The following is a 967-nucleotide window of genomic DNA, read 5'->3' as shown; positions in this document are numbered from 1 at the left end:
CGGCGAGGGGGCCGCGCCGCTCGGCCGGCAGCGCGGTCGCCTCGCCGGCGAGGATGTCGAAGGCGAGCGTCAGCAGTGCGTCGCCGGCAAGTATCGCGGTTGCCTCGTCGAAGGCCTTGTGCACGGTCGGCTGGCCGCGGCGCAGGTCGTCGTCGTCCATCGCCGGCAAGTCATCATGGATCAGCGAATAGCAATGCACGCATTCAAGTGCGGCCGCGACGCGCAGCGCCGCTTCGCCATCGGCGGAAAACAAGGCAGCACTTTCCATGACCAGGAAGGGGCGCAGGCGTTTGCCGCCGTTCAGCACGCCATGGCGCATCGCCGCCATCAGGCGATCGGGCCTCGCGATCTCGCCCGAAAGCGGGCGGTCGTCGAGCAACCGACGCAGCATCACCTCGACGGCGGCCGCGCGTCTGATGAGCGCCATTTCGAACGCCATTTCGTCGTCATTCGTCATGGCCGGGACCGGTAGCCGACACTCAGACGTTGCGCAAGAAGGCAAGCGCCATTATGCCGGAGCGGTAAGGGCCCGTTTGGAAACTCACCTCCTGCGGTCATCTGAAGGCATTTTCCGCGCTTCCGGTGCTCACGTACTCGAATGTACGCTCCGCTCCGGTGCTCGAAAACACCGTCTTATGACCCTCGGGAGCGCGTTTCGAGACGAGCTTCGTGGCACGGGTTGGGCGGCTTGGCGGAACCGATCGTCGATCATGAGACCGAAAAGCTGGACATGGCGACGAGATCGCGAGGCGTGAACCGCCGCAATCTCAGGCGCTGGGTCCGGCGCGGCATCGTCGTGGCCGCGGTGCTGGCGCTTGTCCCGGTGGTGGTGACCTTTCTCTACCTGCCGTCCTTCGTGCATCCGGTGTCGACACTGATGCTGAAGGACCTGGCGACCTTCTCCGGCTACGACCGGCGCTGGGTGTCCATCGATGACGTGGCGCCTGTGCTCGCCCATTCGGCCATC

General features: G+C 65.6%; 1 protein-coding gene and 1 pseudogene. One reads left to right on the top strand and one right to left on the bottom strand.

The features are described 5' to 3' along the window. A partial coding sequence (locus EOA36_RS36145) for a polyprenyl synthetase family protein (protein WP_189553563.1) occupies window positions 1-457 on the bottom strand: 457 nt, incomplete at its 3' end. Window positions 458-679: 222 nt separating this feature from the next. Between EOA36_RS36145 and EOA36_RS36140 the strand changes: the two are divergent. Beyond that, window positions 680-967: pseudogene (locus EOA36_RS36140) on the top strand (monofunctional biosynthetic peptidoglycan transglycosylase); the annotation flags it as partial.

The organism is Mesorhizobium sp. M8A.F.Ca.ET.021.01.1.1 (assembly GCF_003998025.1).
Taxonomy (GTDB): domain Bacteria; phylum Pseudomonadota; class Alphaproteobacteria; order Rhizobiales; family Rhizobiaceae; genus Mesorhizobium.
The sequence above is the reverse complement of the archived record's forward strand: the minus strand, read 5'-3'. Positions and strand labels throughout refer to the sequence as shown.